The 13,676-nt window shown below is 64.5% G+C and carries 10 protein-coding genes and 1 pseudogene; 1 reads left to right on the top strand and 10 read right to left on the bottom strand.

What is annotated here, in order from left to right; translation table 11 throughout:
* Positions 1-104: 104 nt before the first annotated feature.
* Together TVD_RS09360 and TVD_RS09365 are read right to left on the bottom strand one after the other, a co-directional pair.
* Positions 105-2,132, bottom strand: coding sequence for a sensor domain-containing diguanylate cyclase (locus TVD_RS09360; RefSeq protein ID WP_047251462.1), 2,028 nt, complete (start codon positions 2,130-2,132; stop codon positions 105-107).
* 40 nt (positions 2,133-2,172) lie between these two features.
* On the bottom strand, positions 2,173-2,820 hold the full coding sequence (locus TVD_RS09365) for a biliverdin-producing heme oxygenase (protein WP_047251463.1): 648 nt from the start codon (positions 2,818-2,820) through the stop codon (positions 2,173-2,175).
* A gap of 367 nt (positions 2,821-3,187) precedes the next feature.
* Between TVD_RS09365 and ettA the strand changes: the two genes are divergently transcribed.
* The gene (gene ettA, locus TVD_RS09370) at positions 3,188-4,855 is read left to right on the top strand and encodes an energy-dependent translational throttle protein EttA (protein ID WP_019567927.1); all 1,668 of its coding nucleotides are present in this window, start codon (positions 3,188-3,190) and stop codon (positions 4,853-4,855) included.
* Positions 4,856-4,966: 111 nt separating this feature from the next.
* Here ettA and TVD_RS09375 read toward each other — a convergent pair whose 3' ends face one another.
* From TVD_RS09375 to TVD_RS09410, 8 genes and pseudogenes are all read right to left on the bottom strand, one after another.
* Positions 4,967-5,281 (bottom strand): hypothetical protein, encoded by a 315-nt coding sequence (locus tag TVD_RS09375; protein WP_047251464.1) that lies wholly within the window; start codon positions 5,279-5,281, stop codon positions 4,967-4,969.
* A gap of 97 nt (positions 5,282-5,378) precedes the next feature.
* Positions 5,379-5,600: pseudogene (locus TVD_RS09380) on the bottom strand (hypothetical protein); the annotation flags it as partial.
* Between the two features lie 138 nt (positions 5,601-5,738).
* The gene (locus tag TVD_RS09385) at positions 5,739-6,785 is read right to left on the bottom strand and encodes an HlyD family secretion protein (protein WP_047251465.1); all 1,047 of its coding nucleotides are present in this window, start codon (positions 6,783-6,785) and stop codon (positions 5,739-5,741) included.
* A complete protein-coding gene (locus tag TVD_RS09390; RefSeq protein WP_047251466.1) occupies positions 6,769-8,844 on the bottom strand; it encodes a TolC family protein in 2,076 nt (691 codons plus the stop codon). The genes TVD_RS09385 and TVD_RS09390 overlap by 17 nt, the downstream gene beginning before the upstream one ends.
* Complete coding sequence (locus tag TVD_RS09395) at positions 8,844-10,181, bottom strand: glycosyltransferase family 2 protein (RefSeq protein ID WP_047251467.1); 1,338 nt, start codon at positions 10,179-10,181, stop codon at positions 8,844-8,846. Before TVD_RS09395 ends, TVD_RS09390 begins: the two co-directional genes overlap by 1 nt.
* Positions 10,178-11,602 carry a TackOD1 domain-containing metal-binding protein gene (locus tag TVD_RS14790; protein WP_047251468.1) on the bottom strand — a complete coding sequence of 475 codons (1,425 nt, stop codon included), beginning with the start codon at positions 11,600-11,602 and terminating at the stop codon, positions 10,178-10,180. The genes TVD_RS09395 and TVD_RS14790 overlap by 4 nt, the downstream gene beginning before the upstream one ends.
* 317 nt (positions 11,603-11,919) lie before the next feature.
* Positions 11,920-12,486, bottom strand: a complete 567-nt coding sequence (locus TVD_RS09405) for an SgcJ/EcaC family oxidoreductase (protein WP_047251469.1) — start codon at positions 12,484-12,486, stop codon at positions 11,920-11,922.
* A gap of 153 nt (positions 12,487-12,639) precedes the next feature.
* The gene (locus TVD_RS09410; RefSeq protein ID WP_018168603.1) at positions 12,640-13,617 is read right to left on the bottom strand and encodes a LysR family transcriptional regulator; all 978 of its coding nucleotides are present in this window, start codon (positions 13,615-13,617) and stop codon (positions 12,640-12,642) included.
* Positions 13,618-13,676: the final 59 nt, after the last annotated feature.

Genomic DNA, 13,676 nt, shown 5'->3' on the forward strand with positions numbered 1-13,676 from the left:
ATAAGCCGCCATACCACCCGCCACATGCCAGGCACACATTTCGCGCTAACCACCACCTCCCTCCGGCGGATGATCATGCTGCCCTGAGATTCAATACGTGAGATTCAGTCGACGCTGACTTCGACCCGGTTGCGCCCGCCCTCCTTGGCGGCATACAGACCCAGATCAGCGCGCTTGACGATGTCGCGGCGCTGATCTCCCTCCCGGTATACCGCCACGCCGAAACTGGCGGTCACACTGCCGTAGTCACGGACCTCCAGGCCCGCGATCGCCGCGCGCAGCCGTTCTGCCAGGCGGGTTGCACCCTCGAGACCGGTGTTGGCGGCCAGTACGATGAACTCTTCACCCCCCCAGCGACCCGCAAGATCGGCATCGCGCATGAAGGTCGAGACGGTCCGCGCCACCGTCACCAGCACTTCGTCACCGGCATCGTGACCCCAGGTATCGTTGAAGCGCTTGAAATGGTCGATATCGAACATGACCAGTGCGCAAGGCCGGCCGTAGCGTTCCGCCACGGCAACCTCCTGGTCAATCGCTTCCTCCATGCGGTAGCGGTTCCACAGGCCGGTCAGATGGTCACGGGTAGCCAGACGCTCGAGACGCTGATTGAGCTGACTGATCTCGCCGGCTGCGATCAGCACGGCCAGATCGCTGGCCAGGTCGGTCGCCGCACGCAGTTCGACCGAAAGCCAGCGGGCACTTTGTCCGCGCACGGTTTCCTTCCAGGAAGCGAAACTCTCGCGCGGTGACAATCGGCCGGTTTGCCGGTCGATGGTCTTTTCCGGGTTGCCGGCCCAGATACGGGTTTCGGCCTTCTCCGACCGGAAGAACAGCAGCCAGGCGTGACGTGCATTCCGAATCGGCAACGGTACCGCCAGCAAGCCCGCGGCCCGGGCGGGCTGACAGAACGCCCCCAGCCCGGTCCGGCCGAGTTCGCTTGACGACCAGGCCAGCTCGCCGGTGCGATGCTTGTTCAACCAGGCAACAATGCCATTGATCGACTCGGCATCCGGCACAGTGCCCACGCCGGCGCTCTGATCGCCGGCGGCCAGCACCGCACCACTCGCCCGGAACACCTGGAGCCAGTCCTTGCCGTGCCGCTCCAGCAGTTCTTCCGGCTCGGGAAACTCGCCCCGCTCGTCGACCAGGACGTCGCGGCTTTCATTGGCGCGCTGAATCAGCACGGCGTCGTCGCGGGCCTGTATCAGTTCCAGCTGGAAACAGGCCGTCTGCACCATGGCGCGCAGGGCATCACGTAGCGCCGGCGACAGGATGTTGGGCGAAGCCGCGTGGCAGGCCAGCAGTCCCCACAGCCGACCATCCAGATGCAGTGCAATCGACATCGAGGCGACCACGCCCATGTTGGCCAGATAGGTGACATGGATCGGCGCGACCGCGCGCAGGATGCCGCGCGACAGGTCCAGGGCGGAATCATCGGCCGGGTCGCTTTCGGGGACGAGCGGCACGGCGGCGGCCGATGCATCCGGGATGTCGCGCACGTGCTTGATGCTGTAGAGCTGACGCACCTGGGCCGGTATGTCGCTGGCGGGAAAGTGGTGGCCGAGGTAGCTGTCGGCCCCGGCGGACAGACTTTCGGCGACAACGCTGCCGTTCCAGTCCTCGTCGAACCGATAGATCATCACCCGATCGTAGCCGGCCAGTTCGCGCACCAGGGCGGTGAGCGCCCGCAGCAGCCCGTCGCGGGTCGTATGACCGGACAGCTCCGTCTGCCAGTCGGCCATGGCGCCAAACAGCCAGCGCTCGGGATTGCCGGAAATCGGTTCGAGTTCGGCCACCACTCGCGCACCGCTGCGATACGAGAGCAGACGAAACCGCTGTGACCGGCCGCGGATCCGCAGCGACACGATCATCGCACCGTAACGGTTCGGCGACTCAAGCTGGGTGCGGATCTGATCGAGCCAGCGGCGCGTGAACAGCCGCTCGGGTGTCATGGCCAACGCATCCGCCACCCGCACACCGAGGATGGATTCGAGGTTGGCGCTAACCTGGCGAACCTCCTGGAGCTGCTCGTCCATGGCAATCAGCGCACCATGCGGCTGAATCGCTCCCGGGATATGCACCGGCTCGCGCTCGCAAGCCTCGAGCGCGGCATCCAGTTCCGGCTCGTCCATATCCTTCATCTCCTTCGCGGAGTGACAGCGGGCAATGAATTTATCGCATTTCGACAGCGCGTTCCCTGCTGTCGAAAGCATCCAGCTCGGCCTGGTAGTCGGCGAACGCCTCTCGGGCGCCCGCTACAGCCTGCTCGAGAGCATCATCGACTTCCAGCTCGCGCTCGAGCGTCGCCAGCAAGCGACCAAAGTCGTCGGGCACGATGGTCTCGCCGAAAAAACGGCAAGGCACCGTATCGCCCAGGCTGGAATGGATGCACCGGGCAATCACCGCACTGCCCTGACGCGATCCCTCCAGCACGTAAACCCGGCCCCACCAGGCTGCACGTCCATCCGAAAGGTCCGGCGGCGTCTGCGAGACCGGAGGGACGGGCTGGCCCAACTCGACCAGGTCCGCTTCCAGTCGCGCGAGACGTGGTGACAGCTCGAATCCCGACTCCGCATGATGGCGGCTTGCATGAACCCGCCACTCCAGTCGGGCATGCGGTCGGTGCATGGCCGCAAGCGATTCCGCGTACTGCTCGCGGGTAAGCTCGCGACCGGTCAGCTGCTGCATCAACCGGTGCTGATCCAGCGCCTTGTGCGCGGGCGCCGTGCCCCTGCGCAAGGCCTGGTGCGCGCGCCCCCGTTGACACCTTCTCATTGCATGAATGGTAGCAGCTTGCGCCGAGCCTGTGCGGTCCAGCATTCCGAGTACTGGGGCTTTCGCGCCGATATTCCTCGAGCCCCGGCTTGATGCCTCCGGGTCCAGTCCCGGATGGCAGAAAGGAGACGCAGTCGCATGGGGCACCGTCGCAGGGCCGCTGCGCTCCCCGATTCATGGGACGACCCGAGTTTCCAGGGCGTGCCAGACCCCCACCCGCTCGTTGAACGGCTTGATCGCTTCATTCGACACACACCTACCCGGATCGCGGAGTTGCGGGGACCGCCCGCGGTGGAACCCTGGCAGTCCACGAGACACGCCCCTGACCCCCTTGGGATGGTAAAGTGCCGACCCAGCGCGGGCCACGAGTGGCCGGCCCCCTCATCCAAACCGAATTCGTCGCAGGAGCACCATGGCGCAGTACATCTTCACCATGAACGGCGTGGGCAAGATCGTCCCGCCGAAGAAGTACATCCTCAAGGACATCAACCTGAATTTCTTCCCGGGCGCCAAGATTGGCGTGCTGGGCTACAACGGCGCGGGCAAATCCACCCTGCTGCGCATCATGGCAGGCGTGGATACCGACATTGTCGGCGAGGCGCGCCCGCAGCCGGGCATCAACATCGGCTATCTGTCGCAGGAGCCGCAGCTCGACGAGAACAAGGATGTCCGCGGCAACGTGGAAGAGGCCGTGGCCCCGGTCAAGGAGGCCCTGGCCGAGCTGGATCAGGTGTATGCCGCCTATGCCGAGCCGGAGGCCGACTTCGACGCCCTGGCCGCCAAGCAGGGCGAGCTGGAGGCGAAGATCGAGGCCGCCGACGGCCACAACCTGGAACGCAAGCTGGAAGTGGCCGCCGACGCCCTGCGCCTGCCGCCATGGGATGCCGACGTGAAGAACCTCTCCGGGGGGGAACGCCGCCGTGTGGCGCTGTGCCGGCTGTTGCTGTCCAACCCGGACATGCTGATCCTCGATGAGCCGACCAACCACCTGGACGCGGAGTCCGTGGCCTGGCTGGAGCGCTTCCTGCAGGAGTTCCAGGGCACCGTGGTTGCGGTGACCCATGACCGCTACTTCCTCGACAATGTGGCCGGCTGGATCCTCGAGCTGGACCGTGGCCAGGGCATCCCGTTCCAGGGCAACTACTCGCAGTGGCTGGAACAGAAGGAAAAGCGCCTGAAGCAGGAAGAAAAGTCCGAGGCGGCCCGCGTGAAGGCGATGGAGTCCGAACTGGAGTGGGTGCGCTCCAACCCGAAGGGCCGTGGCGCCAAGAGCAAGGCCCGCCTGAAGCGCTTCGAGGAGATCGCCTCCACCGACTACCAGAAGCGCTCCGAGACCAAGGAGATCTACATCCCGCCGGGCCCGCGTCTGGGCGACAAGGTGCTGGAGGTGGACAACCTGTCCAAGCACTTCGGCGATCGCGTGCTCTACCAGGGCCTGTCTCTCTCCGTTCCGCGCGGTGCGCTGATCGGCGTGATCGGCCCGAACGGCGTGGGCAAGACCACCCTGTTCCGCATGATCGCCGGCCAGGAACAACCGGACGAAGGGACCATCGAGCTGGGCGAAACCGTGCAGCTGGCGTATGTCGACCAGAGCCGCGATGCCCTGCAGGACGAGAAGACCGTCTGGGAGGAGATCTCCAACGGCCAGGACATCATCCAGGTCGGCAACTTCCAGATGCCGTCACGTGCCTACGTCGGCCGCTTCAACTTCAAGGGCACCGACCAGCAAAAGCGCATGAAGGACCTCTCCGGTGGGGAGCGCAACCGCGTGCACCTGGCCAAGCTGCTGCAAAGCGGCGGCAACTTCCTGCTGCTCGACGAACCGACCAACGACCTGGACGTGGAGACCCTGCGCGCGCTGGAAGAGGCACTGCTGGACTTCCCCGGCTCCGTGATCGTGATCTCGCATGATCGCTGGTTCCTCGACCGCATCGCCACGCATATCCTCGCGTTCGAGGAAGACGGCAACGTGGTGTTCTTCGACGGCAACTACCAGGAGTACGAGGAGGACCGCCACAAGCGCCTGGGCGCCGCGGCCGACCAGCCGCACCGGGTCAAGTACAAGCGACTCGCCTCCTGATCCACCCCGAAGGCCCGGCACCCGCCGGGCCTTCGCCTTTCCGCGCCCCGACACGCCACGATCCGTTCACAGGCAATACCCGTTTCATCTGGCGCCCTGCGCGGCTGGAGACTACGGGCCCCGCGGCCGGGTCTTCTCCACGAATTCCGTGGTAAACCCTTCCAGCTCTGCATCTTCGATCAGCCCGTCATGACGCATACACCTGAACTGATCCAGGGCCTTCGAGCGGGCATGGCGATCGAAGATGAACGCAAGGCGCTCGTTCGCTTCGTTCAACTGCTGATAGAGATCCAGAAAGCGTTCGTGATTCGACCGGTCTTCCTGTTCCATTGTCGCCCGGCAATCGGCCAGCGCTCGCTCGCAGTAACGATCCAGCGCGGTCTCCTTCAGCCGGCTGAACCGCTTCCAGTCCGACTCCTTGATCATTCCGGCCGCCTCCTGAAACTCGACACGTCAGGTGGTCAGGCGAGTGCGCGCCCAACAGACCGAAAATAATGCAACGGCAGCGATGGGCCCGCCAACCCTACCGGCGATCGCAGGTCGCGGTCAGGCGCCCGTCCACCGGCTCCGCCGTCATCTCCATATCCACGAATCGGCCGTCGGCCTGCAGTTCGCTTCCGTCGATCTGGACCAGCGGCTCGGCAGCACCTCCGGCGGCACTAATCCACTGCTGGCCCATACGGGTCCGATTGGCCTCCAGCACCTCGCCCCCCGCACGAAAGTCCCCAAACTGCAGCGACACCGATGCACAACTCGACGCACACAACCAAAATGGTGCGAGAACGGCGTTGCGGCTCATCGATGGCAGCATGACTGTACGGCGACCACCGCACCTTGTTCGCACGCAAAATGGGCGCGAGCGCGCAGAGTGAGCCCCGTATGCCTAGAATTTGGCCCGCAGAGGCAGGCTATCCACCCGCCATATCTCCGGCAATGCTGATGCCGGCTCGACAATCACCGGGACTGCGCTCTCGCCGCCACCCAGCCCCGACCGAAAGGCCGCCGGCAGCCGATCGGCCGCCCCAACGGTAGCGGTCACCGTAGCCCTTCGCTGCTCGCCGTCCGGAAGAATCAGGCTGACCTCGCGCCCGGGTTCCAGCCGCCGCTCCAGATGACGGGGCTCCACATACGCCACCACCCGGAGGCGTGTCCCGCTATACCGCAGCAGGGGCGTACCGACGGCCACGAACTGCCCCGGCTCTACCAGGATCTCCGTCACCACGCCATCCAGATCGGCCGCCTTGACCAGCTGGCGGCTTTCCTGCCGCACCTCCGCTCGCTCGCCAAGGAGGTCGTCATGTCGCAACTGGAGACTGTCTGGCCACGACTCCACCGCATCGCCCCGCGGGACACGCGCCAGGTTGCCTTCTAGCTCGGCGAGGCGTTCCTCCACGCGTGCCCGCTCCGCGCGGACCGGAAGGAGTTCGCCACGACCCGCAGCCCCCCTGTCGATCAGGCGCTCCAGACGGCGTTCCTGCACCCGGAATTCGTCCAGGCTTTGCCGTAACAATTCGATGCGGCGCTCGAGATCCGCTCCCTGTTCCTGCCCGGAAAGCTCCGCCCGTTGGCGCAGCCGCTCGAGGTCCTGTTCGATCTGCCGACCGCGCCGCTCCAACTGCGGACTGTGCTGCCGCACAACCTCATCTCCCCGGGATACACGGTCCCAGGGCTCGACGGCGATCGATTCCACGAAACCCGGAACCTCGGCCAACAATTGATGCTGGGGGTACCAGACCAGAGCCGGGACTTCGGTCGATATGGCGTCGTTGACCAGCGCGTACAGGAAATACAACACCGGACTGGCCACCAGCAAAAGGATCAGGTACCAGCGCAGCCGGAACGCGACCCGGCGCGCGGGCCCGTAGCGCACCTTCATGCCTCCATCCTGATCAGACCGCCGCCGGCCGTTGGCATCAAAGCGAATCTTCATGGGCCCACATTTTCCTCAAGTACGAGTAACTCTGGATGGCCACCGGAAGACGGGGGTGATCCAGCTGCTCCGTCGCAGTGTCGAGAGTGCGCAGCATCGCGCCCCAGCCCTGATGGAACCAGCTGTTTTGCGGCGAGAGGATTGACTCCACACTCTGCGCCAGGGTGATCGTGAGCCCGGGCTCCTGCGCCAGCACGGGCTCCAGCCGGTGGACCATCCCATCGGCATGCGTCACGTAGGTCATCAGGGCAAGCTCCGTCACCCCTACCTCGGCAAACTCGCAAGCCAGGCAACGATCCGGGCCACCAAAGTCGCGCGGATGGGCGCTCAACCCCACCGGCCACGGGGACACCGCTACTGCGGCAGCGACCGTCTCCAGCCATTGATCAAGGAGCTCTTCACGCTCGTAGCGAAGAACGTCGAGCTGGTCGATCTCGATGTCCAGGTGCAGGTCGGCGAAGTCGATCCCTTCCAGGCGCTGGATGATCCGGACCAGGTCATCCCGCGCTTCGGGCAACGCCCAGGTGGGTTCGCCGAGCAGCAGGCCCACATCCACCTGCCGCTGCCGCGCCTGATGCAAGAACTCCCGAAGCACGCCGGGATGCTCGCTATGTCGATCGATCTGTTCGCCATCCAGAGACAGCCATACATGCTCCACGCCGGCGCGGCGCAGCAATGTCCAGAACTCCGGATCCTCGCCCCGGATGACGGGTTCGCTGTCCCACAGGTAAATCCGCCCTGCATAGGGCAAGCTGGCGTCCGTTGCCGGATCGTCGCCCAGGGTAGCTCGAGCGTGCCGGATAGGTTCCATTGGCTGGGGACGGTCGCTGGCCAATCGGTCGCAGCCGATCTGTGCGCGCCAGACCTCCAGCGCGCTGTCGAGCCAGCCTCGCGCGGCCTGATAATATGCCTGCCGAGCGGGCATCTCCTCTTCCCAGGGAACGCTCACACGATTCTCCGCACGTTCCTGTACCACCGCCAGCGCATGCGCCGCCGATTCCATCTCCCGCAATCGGGAGTCCAGCCGACGCGAATGAACTTCCAGGCGCTGCCGCGCCAGATCCCTGCGCTGTTCCACGGCTTGGGTAGCCGATGCACGCTGGTGCCGAAGTTGCCGCTGTTCGGCCCTCAGCTCTCGCTGCAGGGCATTGTCCCCGCCCAGCGCCCGTAAGGGAACGGAGACGGACCAGACAACCTCCAGGCCACTCCCCAGGCGACTTACATCGTCTTCGTAACTCGAGCTGTAACGCAGTTGCAGGTTCGACCGCACCGCGTGGAACCGGGTCAGGGCCTCGCGCTCCTTTACTGCGCGCAACTCCTCCTCCACGGCCAGAACCTCCGGGGTGGGGTCCATCCCGGGAGTACCGCAGGTCGCTAGGTGCGGGTCAAACCATGCGGAGGTTGACTCCAGACGCACCGGTCGCCCCAGCAGGTTTTCCAGTTCCATCCGGGCCTCGTGCTCGTCCACCCGCGCCTCGTCCGCGTCCAGGCGCGCTCCATCTAAGCTGCGCCGAAGACTGGCCGCCTCGTCCTCGCGAATCAGCCGTTCGTCCCGACGTTCTGCAAGGATCCGCTCGAGATCCGGCTCGACCCTCAGCATCGCCTGGCTCAAGGACTGGAGCTGACGAGCATGCCAGACCCGAGCGTAGGACTCGGCCACATCACGGCTCAGGGTCTGCAATGCTTCCTGATACCGGTACCACGCGGCACCGGCCTCGCCACGGGCCTGCCATTCCGCCCTCCGCTGCTGTTCATCGGTGCCTAGCAGCGGATGCTGTATCCCGATCGACCCGCTTGTGCCGCGATACCGCCGATTGAGCCCCTCGACCACCGGCTCGCGGTAAACCCCGGCGCCGGCGCTCCCGAAGAGTTCCCAGCCACCCTCCTGGTACCGACGTGCCCGCGAGGCGTCCGCTTGCTCGAACGCCGCTTGCTCGGCCAGCAGGGAGGGTGCCTCTTCGACCGCGTCGAGCAGTCGGGGCAGGCTCTCCGCCCCGGTGACGGCCGGCACCCACGCCATCAGCATACAACCGAGCAGTATCCGTCCTCGCATCGCCATTACCGCTTGCTCTTGCGCAGTACCCACCAGGGGGCCATTGACGACTCCTGGCTCGAGTGACGCCACCACTCGTTAATGATGGCAACCAATGACCACACCCGCATGCCCATTGCGAAAAAAGGAAACACGGGAATCAGCCAGGCCAGGCGGAGATCACGCCCGCGGCGTTCCGAAATGAACACCAGCGCGGTGATGTACATCAGGGCCGTCAGGATCGCGTAGAGCACCATAATCAGGATGAACGTGGCCAGCACGATCCCCGGATCGGCCACCACCACCAGCCACAGGGTGTACAACACGATCAGCACCGGCATCACCATCTGGAACAACATCCCGTACCAGACACCCATGATCACGTTCCACCATCCCATCTGGCGCGGCGAGAAGGCATTGCGATGCTTTCGCACATACATGAAGAACAGGTCTCCGTCCCAGCGCAGACGCTGTTTCAGAAACCCCAAAAGGGTGTACGGGACATCGGTGTGGCCCATGGCACGGGGTTCGAATGGAATGTAGAACCCCGGGTGACGGCCGAAATACTGCTTCAGCCTCAGGGTCAGGTCGAGATCCTCGGCCGAGCCGGTCGTCCACCCACCCACCTTGCGGACAAGGTTGGTCCGGAACACCCCGAAGGCACCTGAAATATTGTTGATGCCGCGGAACTCACCCAGACCAACCTTGGCCAAGTGGATGGTGATCATGTACTCCAGCGCTTGCAGGCGGGTCATCAGGTTTTGATGCCAATTGCGCACGCGCAATGAACCGGCCACGGCGATCACATTGGGGTCGCGGAAATGTCCGGCTGCATGCAGAGCCATGCTGTTGTCGAACGAAGTATCGCCATCCACTGCCATCACGATTTCCCCGCGCGCCAGCTGCAGCCCCGCGTTCAGCGACGAAACCCGGCCGCCCCGGGGCACTTTGGGCAGGATCATCAGTCGCCGGCTGGCGTAAAGCTCTACCTCGGGCTGGATATCGCGCAGGGCCTGCAGGGTGTCCGCATTCTGATCGGCTCCATCCACGACCGCGACGATCTCGATCTGCCCGGGATACACCTGCTCCAGCAGCGTTCGAATGGTGCCCTGCACTGACTGGCCCTCGGCGTAGCACGTCACGATGCAGGTGATCCGCGGCGTGTACGGGTACTGGGTGGGAATGGCATAGATGCGCCGAGTGTAGTAACGAAGCACGCCCATCCAGATCATCAGGTTCAACGGCAATTCCAGAAACACCACGAACGGGATGAACATGTACGCCAACTTCAGCGCATCCGACTCCAGAAACAAACTGGCCAGAATGGCTCCAGCCTCGGTCGGAAACGCAAGCACCTCGTTCATTGCGAGCGCGACACCAGCCGCGCCATGACCGCGGATGCGTCCTCGGCTTCCGCCATGCCCAGGGAGGATTCGTGATACACGCTGCCGAGGCGCGCCACATCCGCCTGCGACACGACATCCTCCAGTAACTCGTCGAGCCTCCTGGCCAGCACGTCGACGCCGCTCGCGGTCGTTTGCGGCAGGAACAGCCAGATGCGGTCATCACCGGTGCGGGTCATCAGGTCCGTGGACCGCACCAGGGCCTTGACCCGTTCGGCAAAGGTATCCACCAACGCCACCCCGTGCCCGTGACCCAGTGCATCAATGACCCGTGCCATGCCGTTCAGATGCAGCAGAATCAGGCCGAATCCGATCTCTTCGTGACGCTGTCGCAGCTTCAGCGACCAGTCCACGAAGAACTCGAAGTGTTCTGGCGCGACATGGTTGATCTCGTCAAAGGCTCCATAGAGATCCCGAAGTTCCCCCGTGCGGGCCAGCAACCGGCCGGCCTCCGACAATCGGTAGCGGTAAATCCCCATGGGCTCCAGCTCGTCGGGATCATGGGCCTGGCCGCACCCCATACAGCGGGCCAGTACGCGGCCCTCCATGAACATGTGCTGGCAACTGCCGCAAACGTGATTCTCCAGTGGCCGATCATAGTCCTCGCCAATATGACGCAGGATCGCCGAACAGTTCGGGCACCGCAGCATGCCGCCATCCTGGAACAAACGCTGCGGCCCCACATGCCCACAGGCGAAACAATGCAAACCAGGCTCGGTGCGTATGTCGAGCGAGTCGCATTCAGGGCACACATCAACAAAACTCAGATGCCCTTGCCGACATCCAGGGCAAAGACGCACGCGGTCGACCAGTTCCACACCTTCGAGAAAACGGCGCTGGCGCATGCCCCGCAGCCAGAACTCTGGCGTATCCTCTTCTATCAACGCATCCAGCAGCGGATAGCGATACAGCTGCTGGGCATGCCAGTCCCGCACCGGCCCCAGGTGCAGCCCCGGATGACTCCACAGCAACGCCAGAAGCACTTCATCCTGACTTCGGGGCGCGCGCCCGCCATTGGCGGTTTCCAGACGTGCCGCACAATCCGCGATTCGCTGCCAGGGTTCATCTACGGAGTTAAAGGGCCCGTCGGACAGCGCCCGCGTCTCGGCATCGGCGTCGCCATGCAGCCAGAGCAGCCGCATTCGGTGCTGTGGATGATGCCGCACAGCTCGCGCAACGACAGCGGCGTCGGGCAACGAATCTGCATCGATCAAGAAGGCCGTCATGCCGGCCCCGTCGATCCCGCTGGCTTCGTAATCCGCCACGGTTCCTACGGCTGTACACGCAAGCCCCGCTGTAAGCCGTTCGGCCAGTCCCGGCTGCCGAGTAAAAACCACCAAATGGGGTGAAGTACTTTCGCGTTGTGCCGACCCGTTTGTCATACGTCCCGCCAGTCATGCCCTGATTGAGCGCCGCCCCCTGCCGTACGCCCAAGCGCCACGACGAAAACGGGGCCACCCGATCGCGCGGTGTTTGCGCAGAAACGTGACGATTATCACACACTGTGGGTGCAGGACTACAGCCGGCCTCCTCGCAGAATGCGCTGGTGGGTGCAGATGGTCGTCTTCCCTTGCGAGCAGGAAGTCTGACGCACGGGTCCGCTTGTGTGCCGCCAAAAAAAACCGGGCGGGGTCTCCCCCGCCCGGTTCTTCAGCATCCTTCGGATGCGTCCCGTGGACAATCTATTGAGAGATCACACCTAGCTGGTCGGCATCATCGAGGAGTGGTGATGGACGATCTTCCATCCCCCGTCACGGTTCTCGTAGACGAAGGTGTAGCGCGCGGGGACTTCCTTGGTCTCACCGCCATCCGTCACGCGAAAGGTGTAGGTGCCGGCATCGGTAAGCTTGTTGCAGCCAAGCTTCACGTTGCGGGTGTTGATCGTCCCAAAGGGCTTCTTCTCCAGGAAGTGCTCGAAGTAGTCCTGGATCTCCGCGTGCGTGGTGCGCGGGACGTTGGAGACGGTCGGGAGCAGAACAGCGTCCTCGGCATAGCGCTCGGCGACCTTGCGCGCGTCACCCGTCTGAAGGGCCGCGTTCCAGCCCTCGAACAGTTCCTCGGCCAGTCGGCGGGTCGCCGGCGCACAGACCACGCAGCTCTCGTTGGCCGGGGTATCGATCGCGCCGAACCGGGGGTCACCGCCGGTCCCGGTCACCGGATGGTGTTGATCGCGGTGCGAGGCACTCAGGCTCAGGCGCGCGCGCGGCGCCTGGTCGGCGTTGATGAACTGGGTGCCGCTGATACGCGGTCGGCTGCTCGTGGTCACTGACTGATCTCCGAGTTCGGCCGTTAGCGGCCGGGTAATCCGTGAATTGTAAGGTACGCTCCCGGGCCTGTCATTCCGGGCCCGCCCCGAATGACTCCGCTGTCAGCGCCCCCCTGCAGATTGGGCCGCTGCGCTTGCAATGGCCGTTTGTGGTCAGCTCGCCTGGGCCTTGAAGGCCGCAAGGAGATCCTCGACCTGGCCGCGCACGCGCGCCTCGTCCTGGATCGCGAAGTCGAGAAAGGTCTGCGCGACCACCGACAGGACCTTCTGCCTGGGGTGAACGATGTGCCACTGGCGGTGAATCGGGAAGTGCTCCACATCCAGCAGTGCTACCGGCCCGCCCGCCCCCTCCGCGCTGAGGGTGTGCAACGACAACACCGCAATCCCCAAGCCGCCGATTACCGCCTGCTTGATCGCCTCGTTGGAGCCGAGCTCCATGCGCACCGTCGGGCTGATCCCGTGCTCCTGGAACAGCTTGAGCGTTGCCTCGCGGATCCCGGAACCCGGCTCGCGCATCAGGAACGTCTCCTGTTCCAGGCGTTCGATCGGGATGTTGCGCTGTCCGACGAGCGGGTGATCGCGGCTGGCCATCACCACCAGCGGGTTCGGCGCGAACGGATACACCGCGATGTCGGTCAGCCGCTCGGGCACGTGTCCAATGATGTACAGATCGTCATCGTTGTTGGCCAGGCGCTGCAGCACACGGTCGAAGTTGCTGACCTCCAGCGACAGTTCAATGTCCGGATAGCGCTTGGCGAACTGCCCGAGGATCGTCGGCGCGAAGTACTGCGCGGTGGTAATCACCGCCAGGCGCAGCCTCCCCCTCTTGAGCCCGTGCATTTCCGCGAGCTTCATCTCCAGGTTGGTCAGCGCGCCGAGCATCTCGCGGCAGGTGTCGTACAGCAACAGCCCGACCTCGGTGGGGAAGGCCTTGCGCCCAACGTACTCGAACAGCGGCAGGCCGAGGGCGCCGGAGAGCTTCTTGATCTGGATGGAGACGGTGGGCTGGGTCAGGTAAAGCTCTTCCGCCGCACGGGTAAAGCTACCCAGGCGCACGATCGCTTCGAACACCTGCAGCTGGCGCAGGGTGGCGTGCCGGATCAGGTGCGCCGGCAGTTCGGATTTCAGCATCACCTGCGGAAGGCCGGACTCCTTCTGCGGTGTCGTGCCGGTCCCTTTCCTGGCCATGT

It is taken from the genome of Thioalkalivibrio versutus, from assembly GCF_001020955.1.
Taxonomy (GTDB): Bacteria; Pseudomonadota; Gammaproteobacteria; order Ectothiorhodospirales; family Ectothiorhodospiraceae; genus Thioalkalivibrio; species Thioalkalivibrio versutus.